The organism is Streptomyces sp. CNH287 (assembly GCF_000424825.1).
Map to the genome: position 1 here is coordinate 210,418 of NZ_AUKQ01000012.1, position 16,770 is coordinate 227,187.

The following is a 16,770-nucleotide window of genomic DNA, read 5'->3' on the forward strand; positions in this document are numbered from 1 at the left end:
GTGAATCGGGCCGGAGCGTCGCTTTCCGCGATCACACCGCCACGCACCGCCACGCACCGCCACGTACGGCCCGTACGGCGCTGCCGCGCACCGCTCACCCCGGGCGGCCCATCGCGCGGTCGACGGCGATCTCGATGAGCACCCGCGCCGGATTGGGCCGGGGGTCGCGGCCGTACCGCTCGGCGTAGCGCCGCTCGGCGTCCGCGATCAGCGCCGGGTCCCGGCGCACGGTCGCCGCCCCCTCCAGCGTCGCCCACCGGCGGCCCTGCACCTGGCAGAGCGCGACCCGCGCCGTGCCGCCGCCCGGTCCGCCGCCCGCCTCGATGTTGCGCACCTTCCGGCTGGTCCCGCTCGCCACCACGCGCGCGATCCCGGCGGCGGGGTCGTAGGTGACGCTCACGGGTACCACGTGCGGGGTGCCGTCGGGGCGAAAGGTGGTGAGAGTGGAGTAGTGGCGCTCGCGCCAGAAGTCGCGGAAGGCCGTCTCTTCGGTGATCACGGGAACGAACCTAGCGCGCGCGGCGTTACTTCGTACGGGAACTTCCTTGAGTGGAATAGACTCAACTTAATGCAGGTTGTGCCAAGCAACACGACTTGCGCCAAGCAATGCGACAGCACCGGTGACGAGGAGGAGCGCACGACTGTGGACGCCGAGCTGACCAACAAGAGCCGGGACGCCATCAGCGCGGCCAACGCACGGGCCGTGTCCGGCGGACACCCCGACATCACGCCCGCCCATCTGCTCCTCGCCCTGCTCGAGGGCGAGGACAACGAGAACGTCCAGGACCTGATCGCCGCGCTCGACGCCGACCAGGTCGCCCTGCGCGCCGGCGCCGAGCGCCGCCTCGCCGCCCTGCCCAGCATGCAGGGCTCGACCGTCGGCCGCCCGGAGCCGGACCGCGCGCTGCTGGCCGTGATCGCCGACGCCGCGCAGCGGGCCAAGGAGCTGGGCGACGACTTCGTCTCCACCGAGCACCTTCTGATCGGCATCGCCGCCAAGGGCGGTGCCGCGGCCGAGCTGCTGAAGGAGCAGGGGGTCACCGACAAGAAGCTGCTGGAGGCGTTCGAGAAGGCGCGCGGCGGCCAGCGCGTCACCAACGCCGACCCGGAGGGCACGTACAAGGCGCTGGAGAAGTTCGGCACCGACCTGACCGCCGCCGCGCGGGACGGCAAGCTCGACCCGGTCATCGGCCGGGACCAGGAGATCCGCCGGGTCGTCCAGGTCCTCTCCCGGCGCACCAAGAACAACCCGGTGCTCATCGGCGAGCCCGGCGTCGGCAAGACAGCCGTGGTCGAGGGCCTGGCGCAGCGCGTGGTCAAGGGCGACGTGCCCGAGTCCCTGCGGAACAAGCGGATCGTCGCGCTGGACCTGGGCGCCATGGTGGCGGGGGCGAAGTACCGGGGCGAGTTCGAGGAGCGGCTCAAGACCGTCCTCGCCGAGATCAAGTCCAGCGACGGCCGGATCATCACCTTCATCGACGAACTGCACACGGTGGTCGGCGCGGGCGCGGGCGGCGACTCCGCCATGGACGCGGGGAACATGCTCAAGCCGATGCTGGCCCGCGGCGAGCTGCGGATGGTCGGCGCAACCACGCTGGACGAGTACCGCGAGCGGATCGAGAAGGACCCGGCGCTGGAGCGCCGCTTCCAGCAGGTGCTGGTGGCCGAGCCGAGCGTCGAGGACTCCATCGCCATCCTGCGCGGCCTCAAGGGCCGGTACGAGGCGCATCACAAGGTGCAGATCGCGGACGGCGCGCTGGTCGCCGCCGCCACCCTCGCCGACCGCTACATCACCTCCCGCTTCCTGCCCGACAAGGCCATCGACCTGGTCGACGAGTCGGCCTCCCGGCTCCGGATGGAGATCGACTCCTCCCCGGTGGAGATCGACGAACTCCAGCGCGCCGTGGACCGGCTGCGCATGGAGGAGCTGGCCCTGGCCAACGAGACCGACCCCGGCTCCGTCCAGCGGCTGGAGCGGCTGCGCCGCGAGCTGGCCGACCGCGAGGAGGAGCTGCGCGGCCTGACAGCCCGCTGGGAGAAGGAGAAGCGGGGCCTCAACCGGGTCGGCGAGCTGAAGGAGCAGCTGGACGAGTTGCGCGGCCGGTCCGAGCGGCTCCAGCGCGACGGCGATTTCGAGGGCGCCTCGCAGCTGATCTACGGTGAGATCCCGGAGCTGGAGCGGGAGCTGGCGGAGGCCAGCGCCGCCGAGGAGGAGGCCGCCTCGGCCGCCGCGCAGGACGGGTCGGGCGGCCCCCGGGATGCGGCCCGGCAGACCATGGTCAAGGAGGAGGTCGGCCCGGACGACATCGCCGACGTCGTCGCCTCCTGGACGGGCATCCCCGCCGGGCGGTTGCTGGAGGGCGAGACCCAGAAGCTGCTGCGCATGGAGGAGGAGCTGGGCAGGCGGCTGATCGGCCAGTCCGAGGCCGTGCGCGCCGTCTCCGACGCGGTGCGGCGTACCCGGGCGGGCATCGCCGACCCGGACCGGCCCACCGGTTCGTTCCTCTTCCTGGGCCCGACGGGCGTGGGCAAGACCGAGCTGGCCAAGGCGCTCGCAGACTTCCTCTTCGACGACGAGCGGGCGATGGTCCGCATCGACATGAGCGAGTACGGCGAGAAGCACTCGGTCGCCCGGCTGGTGGGCGCCCCGCCCGGTTACGTGGGGTACGAGGAGGGCGGTCAGCTGACCGAGGCGGTGCGGCGGCGGCCGTACAGCGTGGTGCTGCTGGACGAGGTGGAGAAGGCCCACCACGACGTCTTCGACGTGCTGCTCCAGGTGCTGGACGACGGGCGGCTGACCGACGGGCAGGGCCGTACGGTCGATTTTCGCAACACCCTCCTCATCCTCACCTCGAACCTCGGCAGCCAGCACCTGACCGACCCGCTGGAGAAGCCGGAGACGAAGCGGGAGAACGTGATGGCGACGGTCCGGTCCGCCTTCCGCCCGGAGTTCCTCAACCGCCTCGACGACGTCGTGGTCTTCTCCGCGCTCAGCGGGGACGAGCTGACGCGGATCGCGGCGCTCCAGCTGGAGAGCCTCCAGAGGCGGCTGGCCGAGCGGCGGCTGACCCTGGACGTCACCCCGGCCGCGCTCGCCTGGCTGGCCGAGGAGGGCAACGACCCGGCGTACGGCGCCCGGCCGCTGCGCCGCCTGGTGCAGACGGCGATCGGGGACCAGCTGGCGCGGGAGATCCTGGCGGGTGAGATCCGCGACGGCCAGACGGTCCGCGTCGACCGGGCGGACGGCGGGGACGCCGGAGGCGCCGGGGACAGCGGGAGCGGGAGCGGGCTGAGCGTGCGTCCGGTGCTGGAGGCGGAATCCGCGGCGGACGGGGCATAGCGGCCGGGCCGGCGGGCAGGGGCAGGGGAGGGAATTTCCGGCCCTCCTGGCCGCTGGGCCGTGGACACGGTTGCCAGGACCGGGCGGTCATGAGGGAGGATGGCCCGATCCGTATGAAGGGAACTCCACGGTGACCATCGACCCGTCCTCGATTCCGAATTTCGGGGGCCAGCAGTCCGACCCGCAGGAGACGGGGCCCGCGGGCCCCGTCGTCCCCGACCAGGATCTGGTCAAGCAGCTCCTCGACCAGATGGAGCTGAAGTACGTCGTCGATGACGAGGGTGACCTCGCCGCGCCGTGGGAGGAATTCCGTACGTACTTCATGTTCCGGGGAGAGGGCGACCAGCAGGTCTTCTCGGTGCGTACGTTCTACGACCGGCCGCACTCGATCGACGACAAGGTCGCCCTCCTCGAATCGGTCGACGACTGGAACCGCCGCACGCTGTGGCCGAAGGTCTACAGCCACACGCACGACGACGGCACGGTGCGGCTGATCGGCGAAGCGCAGATGATGATCGGCACCGGCGTCGCGCTGGAGCACTTCGTGTCCAGCACGGTCAGCTGGGTGCGGGCGTCCATCGAGTTCGACAAGTGGCTGGTGGACCAGCTGGGTCTGGAGAAGGCGGTGGACGGCGACGACGCCGCCGCCGACGACAAGCCCGACACTCCGGAGAGCAACGGCCCCGGCTCCGGCCCGGTCACCGGCTCCGACGACTGACGGCCCCGGCTGCGGCTCCGGCTCCGGCCTCGGCCCCGCAGGCGCCCCCTTCCGCATCGGCGGACAGGGGGCGCTTCCGCGCGCCCACCCGGCACCGGTCGATGGAAACACCGCTGTGCGCGCGGAGCACGCCGAGGAGAATCTGACCACCGCCTCCCGGCTCTTCCTCGCTCTCATGAAGCAGGACGACGGGGCGAAGTCGCTCCTGCTCGCACTGCCCGAGGTGTTCCCCTGGGTACGGCATCTGGACGCGGAAGAGGTCCGAGCCTTCACCGTCGAGCTTCTCGGGGCGCTGTCCGACGCTGCGGAGCTGGGGGCTGGGGAAGCCGTGCACCGCGCGATCATTTCCTGGCGCGCCACTGCCCGCATCAACGCTGATCCTGACCAGCTCAGGGAATCGCTGCGTCCGCTCGACGGTGACGACCTCGGCTCGGTCGAGGTGCGTGCGTGAGCCCGAAGAAGGGTGATCGAGTCAGCGTCCCTCCGCTGAGCGGCTGGAACGTCGTCTTCGGTACGACAGAGGCCGTGGCGGGGTGGGAGCAGCTGTGCCGGGCGGTGCTGCCGGACGCGCATCGATGCCTGGAGGCGCTGCGTACCGACCCTCCGTCCCGATCCAACTGGAACCGCCAGCACCAGCTCCGCGGCAGGCATGCGACCAAGGAGTGGAAGGGGCCCGAGCGGGACCAGTGGGAGTACGAGATCACCAGTGTTGGCCGGGTCCGCTACCTGGTCAGCCCGGAAACCTCGACGGTGATCCTCGTGTACGCCTCGCCCCGGCACCCGAAGGACACCGAGTGAGCGCAGGCTGACCGGGCGGGTGTGGCTGCCGCGCCGGTGCGCACCGCACCCCACACCCCACACCCCACCGCACCCCACACCCCACACCCCGCGCCGCGGCACGAGCGGCGATTCCGGGCGCCCCGTCAGGGCGCCACCCGCTTGAGGCGGCGCACTGCCTCATCCAGGGTTTCCCTGCGCTTGCAGAACGCGAAGCGGACCAGGCTGCGGCCCGCCTCGGGGTCGTCGTAGAAGACCGAGTTGGGGACGGCGACGACGCCGCAGCGCTCGGGCAGGGCGAGGCAGAAGGCGCGGCCGTCCCGCTCGCCCAGCGGCCGGATGTCAGCGGTGACGAAGTACGTGCCGGCGGGCCGGTAGACGGTGAAGCCCGCCTCCGCCAGGCCCGCCGTGAGCAGATCGCGCTTGGCGCGCAGGTCCTCGCCAAGGCTGGTGAAGTAGCTGTCCGGCAGGGCCAGCGCCTCGGCCACCGCGTACTGGAAGGGACCCGCCGAGACGTACGTCAGGTACTGCTTGGCCGACCGCACGGCCGCCACCAGCTCCGGCGGCGCCGTCACCCAGCCGACCTTCCAGCCGGTGAAGGCGAAGGTCTTGCCCGCCGAGGAGATGGTCACCGTGCGCTCCCGCATGCCGGGCAGTGAGGCGAGCGGGATGTGCGTGCCCTCGGCGTCCGCGCTGCCGTCCGCGCTGCCGTCCGCGGGCGGGAAGGCGATGTGCTCGTAGACCTCGTCGGTCACCGCCAGCAGGTCGCGCTCCCGGCACAGCTCGGCGACGGCGGTCAGCTCCGCGCGGCTGAGCACCGTGCCGGTGGGGTTGTGCGGGGTGTTGAGCAGGATCAGCCGGGTGCGGCCGGTGACGGCGGCCCGCAGCTCGTCCAGGTCGAGGTGGTAGCGCCCGTCACCGCCGGGCCGCAGCGTGACCGGCACCCGGGTGCCGCCCGCCATGGCGATGCTGGCGGCGTACGAGTCGTAGTACGGCTCCAGCGCGACCACCTCGTCGCCCGGCTCCACCAGCGCCAGCAGGGACGCGGCGACGGCCTCGGTGGCCCCGGCGGTGACCAGCACCTCGCCATCGGGGTCGTACGCCAGTCCGAGATGGCCGTAGAAGCGCCGCTGGTGCTCGGCGACCGCCCGGCGCAGCTCGGGGATGCCCGGGCCGGGCGGGTACTGGTTGCCGCGACCGTCCCGCAGGGCGCGTACGGCGGCCTCCCGGACCTCCTCGGGGCCGTCGGTGTCCGGGAAGCCCTGGCCCAGGTTGATCGCACCGGTACGGGTGGCGAGGGCCGACATCTCGGCGAAGATCGTGGTGCCGAACTCGGCGAGCCGGCGGTTGAGCAGCGGTCGTCCTGTGGCGGTCATGCCCGCCATCCTGGGTGAACGCCACAGCTTCCTCAACACGCCGCCGCCCCCGCGCGCCCCCGTCCGCGCCCCCGTCCGCGCCGCCGGGCTACGCCGTGAGGCGGTCGAAGACGGCCAGCGTGGTACGCGCCTGGAGGCTGACCTGATCGTCCACGGGGACCCAGCGGGTGCCGAACTCGGCCTCGACCGCGGCGCACCACTCCTCGACCACCCGGTCCAGCTCGCCGCGCAACCGCTCGGCGTGCGGACCCGGGAGCGGGTCGAGCGCGGTCAGCGCCATCGCGGCGGCCCGCAGCGGGATGCGCCAGGCGGCGGCGGCCAGGGAGGCGACGTGCCCGGTCGTACGGATCGGCGAGGGCATGTCGTGCGGCGTGCGGGAGAGCCGGTCCCAGTCGTCGGCCAGCCCCGGGCACACGTGTACGGCCGCGAGCGCCCCGCGCAGCACCGCGCTGTGCTCGGCGTCCACCAGTTCGCCCGTCGCCCGCACCAGTTCGCCCGCCAGCCGGCTGCGGCGGCGCAACCGGTGCGCGCACCGCCGCAGGTCGCGCCGGGGCGCGCGGGCCGGGGCGGGGTCGTCGACGAGGCGGCTGGCCCACATGGGTGTCTCGATGACGGCCGTCATGCCCCCGTACCGGTGCGGCCGATACCAGGTGGAGCGTGCGGCGTCCTCCTCGAAACAGGTGAAACGCTCCGGAATTCCCGGTTCGGGCATGACGAATACGCCCGGTCCGGAACCGGGCCAGAACATGGTGTCAATGCTGCCCAGTTCCAGCGGGATTCCCAGATCGGCGGCGGTCTTGCTGAACGGGTCGGCGAGCCCGGGCAGGTCGCGCGTCAACTGCACCCAGCCGCCGCCCACGTCATTCGCGTGCAGGGAGCACTGGAGAAAGGGCCGGAGTTCGTCGATGACGCCGAGCAGCGCCCGGCTTTCCGGCAGTTCTCCGCCTGCGGCCGGGCGGAGTGACGGGGCCCATTCCGGCTGTTCGTCGCCGACCGGGCGGAAGAACGGGCGGTGCCCTTCGTGCAGGGTGCGCCGCCGGGGTGCTCCGTTCTCATTCCGGCGGGTGCCGTCCGGGTCGAGGCAGAGCAGGAAATGCCAGCACGCGTCGCGCGCCCCGCCGTGCAGCGCGACGTCTCCGGCGACCCGGGTCGCCAGGCTCAGCGCCGTGGCGCCGCCGACCCGTTCGTTGGCGTGCGGACCGGCGACCACCAGTACGTTCCGGTGGCCGTGCCCGACCGACAGCAGCAGCAGCTCCTCACCTGCGCGTGAGGCGCCGACCCGGCGCAATCCGCACACATCGGGATGATGCGACGTCAATTCTCGGGCCGAGGCGTAGATTTCGGAAACAGTCGGATAGTCGTCGAACACGGCGCAGCCGCGCTCGGACAGGGTGTCGCTCAGCAGGACGCTGCCTCGCTTCTCTCCGGGTCCGCACAGGGGACGGGTCGGGGGCTTGGCGGCGGTGGGGTCGGCGCCCGCGCGGCGCGGCACGCGGGCGCCGCGAATACCGGTCAGCTGTTACTGGTGCCGCTGAGACCGGTGGTTTCCCGCTTCTCCAGCGGCCGGATTTCTATTCGGTGTGCCATGCCAGCTCTCCCTCCCCTCCTGCTCGCCGTGATGTACGGGCAGTGCGGTGTGTGAAGTGCCCTGTGCGGTGCGCGGCAGGGGGAATCGCCGGATGCGCAGAGGAAAATGTGAATAGATCACGCACTGTGTGGGCAGGCGCGAATTCACGGATAGTACCGTGCCAGTACTCCATGGCAACGGCACCGTGTCAAGGGTGTGTTCCGGCCGTCCAAGGGGATCAGCGTGTCGATGACAATTGCGGCGATAGGACAGCCTCGGGTGAAGCCCGAGCACCGCCCGTACCGGACGGTCGACGGCAATATCAGGATCGGCAGTGTGATCTTCGGCATCGGTGCCGAGGTCCGTGATCCGGACGGCTGGATATGGAGCCTGACCGAGGCGATGGACGGGCTCCGCTCCCCCGACGAGGTCGTGGCCGAGGTGCTGGATCGGCATTCCGCGCTGGCGCCGGGCGAGGTGTTCCAGGCCATGGACGACCTCTTACGGGCCGGCTTCCTGGAGGACGCCGCAGCGCCCGTGCCCGAGTGCCTCACCGAGCGCGAACGCGTGCGCTACGGGCGCGGGGTGGCGCTGCTGCGCTGGATGGACCGGGAGCCACGAGCGAGCGCGTGGGACCTGCAACTGCGGCTGCGCGAGGCGCGGGTGCTGCTGGTGGGGGTGGGGGGCACGGGCGGGGTGGTGGCGCAGAGCCTGGTGTCCTCCGGGGTGGGGGCGCTGCACTGCGTGGAGCCGGACGTCGTGGAGCTGTCGAACCTCAACCGCCAACTGCTCTTCCAGGAGGCCGACATCGGCCGCCCCAAGGTCGAGGCCGCGCTGACCCGGCTGCGGCTGCTCAACTCCGACGTGTCCGTGACCGGTGAGCGGCGCCGCGTGCACGACGCGGACGACCTCGCCCGGCTGCTGCGGCCCGGCTACGACCTGCTGGTGCTGGGTGCCGACCGGCCGCCCGAGATCCGGGGCTGGGCCAACACCGGGTGCCTGGCGGCGGGGTTGCCCTGGGTGGAGGGCGGCTACCGGGGGCCGCTGGTCTCGGTGGGCGTGCACGTGCCGGGGCGGGGGGCGTGCTGGGAGTGCCACCGGGCGGGCGAGATCGAACACCGCGACCTGCGGCTCGGGCCGGGGCAGGACGAGGACGTGGCCTCGCCCCGGATGCCGTGGAACCCGGTCAACGCGGTGACCGCGGGCCTCTCCGGGAGCCTCCTGGCGTACGCAGCGCTCGCCCTGATCACCGGGGCGCCGCCGCTGGAGCCGGGCTTCCGGCTCGGCCTCAACCTGATGACGCCCGGCGATCCGGTCATGGACCGGTTCCCGCGCCGCCCCGACTGCATTTCCTGCAAAGGCATCTGATGGTCCGTCAGCGCGCGGAAAAGTCTTCCGACGATCAGCGGGACGGGGGATTACAGTCGGCGGGGACGGGGAACGCTCCGTCCTACTCGCCGTCTGGGGACGGCGGAGTCGTGGCTTGAGTGAGGGGGATGCCATGACCGCAGTGATTGTTCTCGCGATCCTTGTCGCACTGGTTGCCGTGACGTTCTGGGCCTTCAGTGACGGCCCCCGGTCCAGGGGGACTTGGAGTCGCAGTGACAGGGGAAGTCACGGGCAGGACACATACGAGACGTACGCCCATGTCGGGTGGGGCGGTGGGGGCGACGGTGGCGGGGGAGACTCGAGCGGCAGTTGAGCCGGTCCGGCCAGGATTCCGTAATGCCTTGACAGGCAGTTGAGTTGAACGTTTGAGCAGCTGTGCCCTCGCGCGGATGGAAACCCGTCGAAGATGGGTAAAACCGCTGTGGGTACGGCGCTTTTCGTGATTCGGTGAACCCACCCTCAACTGCGTCTTGCGGAGCCGACCCATGCTCACTTCTCTCAAGACTGCCTACAGCGACACCCGTGCGGGCGATCTCGCCTGGGCGCTGGGGCGGGAGCCGCTGCCCGCGCTGGCAGCGCTAGATCTGGAACTGTCCGGGGCCAACGTGCAGTTGCGGTTACTCGGCGCCTCTCATCAGGTGCTTCTCCACGAGGATGACCGCTACTGCTCCGAGACCGTCGCCTGTATGCCCGGCAGCAGTTCACCGCTGCCGCTCGGTGTGTCCAAGCGCGTAGGAGAATGGGAGTACGAGTTCGCCGCGCGTGTCGAAACATTGTCCGGGAACTCCTTCCTCGGGCGGGCGCAGGAATTGCTCGCACTCGTCGCCGATCATCCGAATGGGCTTGCGGGTACGTTCCCGGGGAGCCCGACCGCTTTCACCGCGCTGCTCGTCCAGCGGCACGACGGCCAAGTGCACTGGCGCACCTGGCATTCGTACCCGCAGGAGGGAAAGCTGGTGTCGACCCGTACGAGGGTGGGTGTACGTATGCGCGAGAGTTTGGAACAGGCGTTGGTGTGAGAGCACTCGAAGGAGGCGGAATCTCCGGTTTCGCTTGCGGATAGCACTCGTGTGGGTGACCAGGCGTGGTGTGACGGTGACGTAGCGTTATCGACATGATCGATCGCCCCTTCACCCCTGCCCGGTTGCCCGTTCCGGCGGGCATCGGCCGGGCCGCGGTGCTCGTCTCCGTCTTCGTCTGCGCCGCCTGCGGGCTGGTGTACGAGCTGGAGTTGGTCGCGCTCGCCGCCTACCTGGTCGGTGACTCCGTCACGCAGGCGTCGGTGGTGCTCTCCGTGATGGTCTTCTCGATGGGCATCGGCTCGCTCCTCGCCAAGGGGCTGCGCTGTCACGCCGCGGTCGGTTTCGGCCTGATCGAGGCACTGCTGGCGCTCGTGGGCGGCGGCTCCGCCATGGCGCTCTACGCCACCTTCGCGTGGTTCGGCGAGCCGCATGCGGCGCTGGTGGTGTTCTCCGTCGTCATCGGAATGCTGATCGGCGCGGAGATGCCGCTGCTGATGACGCTCATCCAGCGCATCCGCGCGCAGGACCCGGGCGTCGCCGTCGCCGATCTGTTCGCGGCCGACTACGTGGGGGCCCTGCTGGGCGGGTTGACCTTCCCGTTCCTGCTGCTGCCCTTCTTCGGGCAGCTGACGGGCGTGCTGCTCACGGGCGTGGTCAACGCCGTCGCGGGAGGAGTGGTGGTGCTGTGGCTCTTCCGCCGCGATCTGAGTGTGCGCGGCCGCTGGACGCTGCTCGCGGTCAACGGCGGGGTGACGGCACTCCTGGTGGCGGGCACCTTCTTCGTCGGCCCCTTCGAGCGCGCGGCGCGCGAGGCGATGTACGGACCGGACGTGCGGGTCGCCCTCCGGACGGAGGTGCAGGAGGTCGTGCTCACCGGAGGCATACCGGACCGGCCGGGCCTGCTCCGGTCCGGACCGCGGGAGCGCGCGGCGCTCGTGCCGCCGGGGGGTGGCGGCCGGTCGGTGCCGCCCAGGTCGTCCCGGTCGCCCGGCGCGGCCGGTGCGCCCGCGGCCGGTGCGCTCTCGCCCGGCGCTCCCCGCTCGGCCGGTCCGCCCCGTCCGGCCGGGACCGGCCCCCCGCTGCGGCTCTTCCTCGACGGGCGGTTACGCGTGAGTTCGCAGAACGAGGCGCGGTTCCACGAGGCGCTGGTCCACCCGGCGATGACGGGCGGCCCCCGGGCGCGGGTGCTGATCCTCGGCTCGGGGGACGGCCTCGCGCTGCGCGAGGTGCTGAGGTACCGCGAGGTGGAGTCGGTCACCGTCGTCGCACCAGATCCGGAGCTGGTCTCCCTGGCCCGCAGCGACCCGGGCCTGTCCCAGCTCAACGACGACGCCTACCGCGACCCGCGCGTGCGCGTCCGCACGGGTGACGTCTTCCGCTGGCTGCGCGAGCGCTCGCGGGGCGACAGCCCGTACGACGTGATCGTCTCCGCCCTCCCGGACCCGGGCATATCCGGGAGCACCAAGCTCTACTCCCGGGAGTTCTACGGGCTCGCCACGCGCGTCCTTTCCCCCCGGGGCCGCCTGGCGGTGCACGCGGGCGCCTTCTCCGAGCGCCCCCGGGACTTCTGGACGGTGGACGCGACGATCCGCGCGGCCGGGCTGCGCACCACCCCCTACGCGGTGGACGGCCGCCGTCCCGAGGGCCAGGCGGTGTCCGGCCGGGGCCTCCCCGGCGACGCGCCGCCGCCGCGCGACTGGGGTCTCCTCCTGGCCGGGCGCGGCCCGGAGAGCCCGCCGGTCCGGCTGGCGGCCCGGTCCTCGGCCCCCCGGCTGCGGGCGGTCACCCGTGACGCGCTGCGCGAGGCCGTCCGCCGGGCTCGCGGCCAGCGCATACCCGGCCTGCCGCCGTCCTCGCTGATGCACCCGCGCTACCTGGACTGAGCGGTGCGCCGGCGCCGCGCGGGGCGGGTGCGCGTGTGATCGGGCGCATGTACGGGGCACGGTGGGTAGGCTCCGGCCTATGGAGCACGAGGTGTACGTTCCGTTTTCCGTCGGCTCGGTCCGCGAGGCGCTCGCCGACCGGGCGCGTGTGACGCGCTGTGTGCCGGGCCTCCAGTTGGCCGCCGCAGAGGGCCGGGGTGATGCGGTCGAAGGGCGGCTGCGCATCCGTATCGGCGGCTCCACGATCACCTATCGCGGCGAGCTGAGGATCACCGCCGAGGGCGACGGCTTCCGGGTCAAGGGCTCCGGCGGCGAGGTGCGTGGCAGCGGCTCCGTCCGGCTGGCCCTCAAGGTGGTGCCGCGGCTGTCCGCGGACGAGCAGGGCACCCGGCTGGTCTGCTCCGGCAAGCTCACCGGCGACGGCCGGATCGCGGAGTTCGACGAGAAGATCGCGGCTGCCGCGGGCCGGCGTCTGCTCGACCGCTTCGCCGCCGCGCTCAGCGAGAGCCTCCAGGCAGAGACGCGGCAGCCCTCCGGGCGCCCCGCGCGCGCGGAGGGGGAGTCGGGCCCCGAGCAGGGTGCGCGCGGCGCCGCCGGGATCGGGGAGCCGGACGACAACGACCGTGCCATTCCCGGCATTCCGGGCCCTGAGAAGGGCGGCAAGGACCGGGCCGGGAAGGACGCGGGCAAGGACGGCCCGGGCAAGGACCGGAGCAAGGAGCCGGGCCAGGGCAAGGAGCCGGGCAAGGGCGACGGCCGGGACGGCGATGAGGGCCCGAGCGGCGCGGAGAGCGCGGGGCCGGCGGCCGGCGGCGTCTTCGACACCGAGGTCCCGCCCCCCTCGCTCGACCCGCAGGACGAGGCGGCCGAGGTGACCGGCCCGCCTGCCCTGCCGGACGCGAGCGGCGACGGGCCTGGCGGCACCGGCCTCGGCGACGACTCCGGCTTCGCGGAGATCCGTGACGGGGAGATCCGTGACGCGGCGGACGACGGGGAGAGCTGTGATGCGGAAGATGGCGACGCGGGGAGCCATGACGCGGCGGACGGCGGCTCGGGCGACGGCCGCCTGACCGCCGAAGCGGCGCACGCCCGCCGCACCATGATCGGCCGGAGCGCGGAGGAGGTCGACCACGCCCCGCCGCGCGGACGCTACGCACCGGTCCCGGCCGCCGACTCCGCCACCGCGGCGGACACGCTTCGCTGGGCGGCCCCGGCCGCGGCGCTCGTCCTGGCAGGCGCGGTGATCGTGAGCCGCGCCCTCCGCCGCCGCCGCTGATCGCCGGTCGCTGACCGCGTGGCCGGCCGCAGTGGTCGGCCCCTGCCGTCGGCCGCCGCGGCTGACCGCCGTCGTTGACCGACGCCTCCGGCAGGGTCGTTAGGCTCGGGGCATGACCGCTCACGCCCCCGCCAAGCCTGTCGTCCTGCGCGCCGCCGATACCGAGCTGACCGTCGACCCCGGGCACGGCTGCCGCCTCTCCTCGCTCCGCGTCGGGGCCAGGGAACTGCTGCGGCAGGGCGAGCAGTACGGCTCATTCGTCATGGTGCCGTGGTGCGGCCCCACCGACCAGGGCCGGTTCGGCAACGGCGGGGAGGTGCACCAGCTTCCGGTCGGCGCCGGCTCCGGGCCGCACGCCCTGCACGGCACCGTCCGCCGGGCGGCCTGGCGCACCGCCCGGGCCGACGAGCGCTCCGCCGCCTTCACCCTCGACCTCACCGACCCCTGGCCCTGGGAGGGCCGGGTCACCCAGCTCGTCGAGCTGGCCGAGGACGGCACCGGGCTCACCCTCACGCTCGGTGTCGAGACGCTGCGGGACACCTTTCCCGCGCAGGCGGGCTGGCACCCCTGGTTCCTGCGGAACCTGGGCGAGGGCGGCGAGGACGTCCGTATCGCCTTCGGCGCCGAGTGGCAGGAGGAGCGGGGCGAGGACCACCTGCCCACCGGCAACCGGATCGACCCGCGGCCCGGCCCCTGGGACGACTGCTTCGGCATGCCGCAGGGCGTCGACGTCACCCTGACCTGGCCCGGCGAGCTGGAGCTGCGGCTGGCCAGCCGCGCCGAGTGGGTGGTGATCTACGACAAGCAGGCCGAGGGCGTGTGCGTCGAGCCGCAGTCCGGCCCGCCCAACGGGCTCAACACCCTGCCCCGCTTCGTCACCCCCATCGAGCCGCTGGAGATCGCGACGACCTGGAGCTGGCGCCCGGCTCCGCTGTCATAGGCTCCTCCCCATGAGTGATGTGCGCGCAGAGCTGCTCCGGCAGATCAAGGAAAAGGCCGTGGTGCACGGCAAGGTGATCCTCTCCTCCGGGATCGAGGCCGACTTCTACATCGACCTTCGCCGGATCACCCTCGACGGCCGGTCGGCGCCGCTCACCGGTCAGGTGATGCTGGACGCCACCGCCCACCTGGAGTACGACGCGGTCGGCGGGCTGACCCTGGGCGCCGACCCGGTGGCCGCCGCCATGCTGCACGCCGCCGCCGCGCGCGGTCGCACCCTGGACGCCTTCGTGGTCCGCAAGGCGGGCAAGGCGCACGGGCTCCAGCAGCGCATCGAGGGGCCGTCCATCGCGGGCCGCCGGGTACTGATCGTCGAGGACACCACGACCACCGGGGGCTCGCCGCTCACGGCCGTGGAGGCGGCGCGGGAGGCGGGTGCGGAGGTGGTCGCGATCGCCTCCGTCGTGGAGCGCGGAGCCGCCGAGGCGGTACGGCAGGCGGGACTGCCGTACGTCCACCCGTACGACCTGGCGGATCTGGGCCTCGGCTGAGGGTCTCCCGGGTGGTCCGGGCCGCTGGGCCGCTGGTTCCACGTGAAACCACCGGCCGACGCGCTCGTGATCTCGTGAACCGGCGTCGAGTGCGGTAGCGGCGTCTGGGAGGATGGCTCCGACGATGACGTCGTTCCGTTGAGCCCACCAGAGCCGACACGCATTCGCATACCCAAGGAGCGGACAGATGCCCATCGCAACCCCAGAGGTCTACAACGAGATGCTCGACCGGGCGAAGGCGGGCAAATTCGCCTACCCGGCCATCAACGTCACCTCCACGCAGACCCTGCACGCCGCACTGCGGGGCTTCGCCGAAGCGGAGAGCGACGGCATCATCCAGATCTCCACCGGCGGTGCGGAGTTCCTGGGCGGCCAGTACAGCAAGGACATGGTCAGCGGTGCGGTCGCGCTCGCGGAGTTCGCGCACATCGTCGCGGAGAAGTACCCGGTCAAGGTCGCGCTGCACACCGACCACTGCCCGAAGGACAAGCTGGACGGCTACGTGCGTCCGCTGATCGCGGTCTCCAAGGAGCGGGTGGACGCGGGCCGGAACCCGCTCTTCCAGTCCCACATGTGGGACGGCTCCGCCGAGACCCTCAAGGACAACCTGGCCCTCGGTGAGGAGCTGCTTGCCGCCGCCACCGCCGCCCGGATCATCCTGGAGGTCGAGATCACCCCGACCGGCGGTGAGGAGGACGGCGTCACGCACGAGATCAACGACGAGCTGTACACCACCGTCGACGACGCGCTGCGCACCGCCGAGGCGCTCGGCCTGGGCGAGAAGGGCCGCTACCTGCTGGCCGCCTCGTTCGGCAACGTGCACGGTGTGTACAAGCCGGGCAACGTCGTGCTCCGTCCCGAGCTGCTCAAGGACCTCCAGGCGGGCGTCGCCGAGAAGTACGGCAAGCCCTCCCCGTTCGACTTCGTCTTCCACGGCGGCTCCGGCTCGACCGCCGAGGAGATCGCCACCGCGCTGGAGAACGGCGTCGTGAAGATGAACCTCGACACCGACACCCAGTACGCCTTCACGCGCCCGGTCGTCGACCACATGTTCAGCAACTACGCCGGCGTGCTGAAGGTCGACGGCGAGGTCGGCAACAAGAAGGTCTACGACCCGCGCAGCTGGGGCAAGGCCGCGGAGAAGGGCATGGCGGAGCGCGTCCAGCAGGCGTGCGCCGACCTGCGCTCCACGGGCACCCGCCTGAAGTGATCCGGTGGCCCCTCGGGGCACCGTTCGCGGGCGTCCCGCGCACCCGGCCCGGCATCCCCGCACGGATGCCGGGCCGGGTGCGCGTGCGGGGGCGTGCACGGGGCGCCGCCCCGAGGGGCTGCCCCGGCAAACCCCGCGGCGGCCAGGCAGACTGGGACACATGTCCACACACGAGAACCTTCTCGGGGGCCCGCCCCCGACCCACCTGCCCGACGACCCCGAGCCGCGCGAGCTGCTCGCCGCGGGCACCTCGCCCGCCGAGGTCGCCGCGCAGCACCCGACCTCCTCGCTGGCCTGGGCCCGGCTGGCCGACGACGCCTTCGAGGCCGGCCGGGTCGTCGAGTCGTACGCCTACGCCCGCACGGGCTACCACCGCGGCCTGGACGCACTGCGCCGCAGCGGCTGGAAGGGCCACGGCCCGGTGCCGTTCGAGCACGAGCCGAACCGCGGCTTCCTGCGCGCCCTGCACGCCCTCGCGCGGGCGGCCGGCGCGATCGGGGAGCAGGATGAGTACGAGCGGTGCAGCACGTTCCTGAAGGACAGCTCGCCCACCGCGGCGGCGACGCTGTCGTAGCCCCGACGGGACCGTCCGCGCGGCCCCGGGAGGGGCTTGTGACGGGCGGGCCGTGTCGCTGATGATGCTCCTGGGCCCGCACCACTCACCGCGGGCCCAGGGGACCGGGGCTCCACTGCCGTACGGAAGGGGCGGACCGCTACCCGGA

At 72.4% G+C, this 16,770-nt stretch carries 15 protein-coding genes; 12 read left to right on the forward strand and 3 right to left on the reverse strand.

The window, feature by feature from the left end:
• Positions 1-94: 94 nt before the first annotated feature.
• Positions 95-499: a TIGR03618 family F420-dependent PPOX class oxidoreductase gene (locus H299_RS0113825; protein WP_027748889.1), complete on the reverse strand. Its 405-nt coding sequence runs from the start codon at positions 497-499 to the stop codon at positions 95-97.
• Positions 500-643: 144 nt separating this feature from the next.
• On the opposite strand from H299_RS0113825, the gene clpB reads away from it, so the two are divergent.
• The 4 genes from clpB (at position 644) to H299_RS0113845 (ending at position 4,856) form a co-directional block, all read left to right on the forward strand.
• Positions 644-3,340 (forward strand): ATP-dependent chaperone ClpB, encoded by a 2,697-nt coding sequence (clpB, locus tag H299_RS34050; RefSeq protein WP_051262444.1) that lies wholly within the window; start codon positions 644-646, stop codon positions 3,338-3,340.
• Between the two features lie 130 nt (positions 3,341-3,470).
• Positions 3,471-4,058, forward strand: coding sequence for a YbjN domain-containing protein (locus H299_RS34055; RefSeq protein ID WP_051262445.1), 588 nt, complete (start codon positions 3,471-3,473; stop codon positions 4,056-4,058).
• A gap of 115 nt (positions 4,059-4,173) precedes the next feature.
• Positions 4,174-4,509 (forward strand): hypothetical protein, encoded by a 336-nt coding sequence (locus tag H299_RS34060; RefSeq protein WP_037758915.1) that lies wholly within the window; start codon positions 4,174-4,176, stop codon positions 4,507-4,509.
• A complete protein-coding gene (locus tag H299_RS0113845) occupies positions 4,506-4,856 on the forward strand; it encodes a hypothetical protein (protein WP_027748890.1) in 351 nt (116 codons plus the stop codon). Before H299_RS34060 ends, H299_RS0113845 begins: the two co-directional genes overlap by 4 nt.
• A gap of 125 nt (positions 4,857-4,981) precedes the next feature.
• Here the strand turns inward: H299_RS0113845 and H299_RS0113850 are convergent, their stop codons facing one another.
• Both H299_RS0113850 and H299_RS0113855 read right to left on the reverse strand, forming a co-directional pair.
• The gene (locus H299_RS0113850) at positions 4,982-6,220 is read right to left on the reverse strand and encodes a pyridoxal phosphate-dependent aminotransferase (protein WP_027748891.1); all 1,239 of its coding nucleotides are present in this window, start codon (positions 6,218-6,220) and stop codon (positions 4,982-4,984) included.
• A gap of 79 nt (positions 6,221-6,299) precedes the next feature.
• Positions 6,300-7,580, reverse strand: a complete 1,281-nt coding sequence (locus H299_RS0113855; protein ID WP_027748892.1) for a M14 family zinc carboxypeptidase — start codon at positions 7,578-7,580, stop codon at positions 6,300-6,302.
• Positions 7,581-8,057: 477 nt separating this feature from the next.
• Here H299_RS0113855 and H299_RS0113860 point away from each other — a divergent pair, with 477 nt between their 5' ends.
• From H299_RS0113860 to H299_RS0113895, 8 genes are all read left to right on the forward strand, one after another.
• Positions 8,058-9,146, forward strand: a complete 1,089-nt coding sequence (locus H299_RS0113860) for a ThiF family adenylyltransferase (RefSeq protein ID WP_027748893.1) — start codon at positions 8,058-8,060, stop codon at positions 9,144-9,146.
• A 506-nt stretch (positions 9,147-9,652) separates the two neighbouring features.
• Positions 9,653-10,186, forward strand: coding sequence for a DUF2617 family protein (locus tag H299_RS0113865; protein WP_027748894.1), 534 nt, complete (start codon positions 9,653-9,655; stop codon positions 10,184-10,186).
• 95 nt (positions 10,187-10,281) lie between these two features.
• Positions 10,282-12,072 carry a spermidine synthase gene (locus tag H299_RS0113870; RefSeq protein ID WP_027748895.1) on the forward strand — a complete coding sequence of 597 codons (1,791 nt, stop codon included), beginning with the start codon at positions 10,282-10,284 and terminating at the stop codon, positions 12,070-12,072.
• A gap of 91 nt (positions 12,073-12,163) precedes the next feature.
• Positions 12,164-13,348, forward strand: a complete 1,185-nt coding sequence (locus H299_RS0113875) for an SRPBCC family protein (RefSeq protein ID WP_486587262.1) — start codon at positions 12,164-12,166, stop codon at positions 13,346-13,348.
• Between the two features lie 112 nt (positions 13,349-13,460).
• Positions 13,461-14,288, forward strand: a complete 828-nt coding sequence (locus H299_RS0113880) for an aldose epimerase family protein (RefSeq protein WP_027748897.1) — start codon at positions 13,461-13,463, stop codon at positions 14,286-14,288.
• 10 nt (positions 14,289-14,298) lie between these two features.
• On the forward strand, positions 14,299-14,838 hold the full coding sequence (gene pyrE / locus H299_RS0113885; protein ID WP_027748898.1) for an orotate phosphoribosyltransferase: 540 nt from the start codon (positions 14,299-14,301) through the stop codon (positions 14,836-14,838).
• 187 nt (positions 14,839-15,025) lie between these two features.
• Positions 15,026-16,048, forward strand: coding sequence for a class II fructose-bisphosphate aldolase (gene fbaA / locus H299_RS0113890; RefSeq protein WP_027748899.1), 1,023 nt, complete (start codon positions 15,026-15,028; stop codon positions 16,046-16,048).
• 160 nt (positions 16,049-16,208) lie between these two features.
• On the forward strand, positions 16,209-16,622 hold the full coding sequence (locus H299_RS0113895; RefSeq protein WP_027748900.1) for a DUF3151 domain-containing protein: 414 nt from the start codon (positions 16,209-16,211) through the stop codon (positions 16,620-16,622).
• Positions 16,623-16,770 lie beyond the last annotated feature (148 nt).